This window comes from Actinacidiphila sp. bgisy160, from assembly GCF_965342435.1.
Taxonomy (GTDB): domain Bacteria; phylum Actinomycetota; class Actinomycetes; order Streptomycetales; family Streptomycetaceae; genus Actinacidiphila.
On the sequence record NZ_CBDRCM010000148.1, the window covers coordinates 1 to 652 of the forward strand.

1 protein-coding gene is annotated in these 652 nt (G+C 68.4%); it reads right to left on the reverse strand.

Going from position 1 to position 652, the window contains the following annotated elements; genetic code table 11:
* Positions 1 to 383, reverse strand: a 383-nt coding sequence (locus ACRWNP_RS37180; protein ID WP_431969439.1) for a transposase, incomplete at its 3' end; no start/stop codon positions are given.
* Positions 384 to 652 lie beyond the last annotated feature (269 nt).

Sequence of the window (652 nt, forward strand, 5' to 3'; positions counted from 1 at the left end):
TTGCGCCCGTTGATCAGCTTGCCGCCGTCGAAGCCCCGGCTGTCGGATCCGACGACCGCGTCCGCCTTGACCGACTGCGAGTCGATCACCCCCGCGGTCGGCTCCGCGTCCCGCCCCAGGCTCTCGCGGACCCGGACGCGCAGCCGGTCGTGGAACTCCCGGGCCAGACCCCGGTCGCGCCAGCGGCGGAAGAACGCATAGACCCGGTCCCACGGCGGGAAATCGGCTGGCATCGCCCGCCACTTGATGCCGTTGTCCACCAGGTAGCGCACCGCATCGAGTATCGCCCGGTGGCAATACGCCTCCGGCTGCCCTCCCCGGCCGCGCAACCAGCCCGGCACCGGCAGCAGCGGCCGCACCGCCACCCACTCCGCATCGGTCATATCGGTCGGGTACCGGCGTTCACGCACCGGATGGTCGGCGGCGTTCCCGAACCGGTGAGCCAGGCAGTCACACTCCCGGGTGACCGAATTGGACTGCCCGGACATCGACACGGAAGACTGCGGCACCAGGGCCTCCTGCTGCTCGGTGATTCGACACCAACGAGCTGTTCAGGAGGCCCTACTCGTATGCGCCAAGCACCCTGCCACCACCCAATCGAGACTCCCGTTCGACACCCACCCCTCAAGATCGGAACGACAACAACTACTGA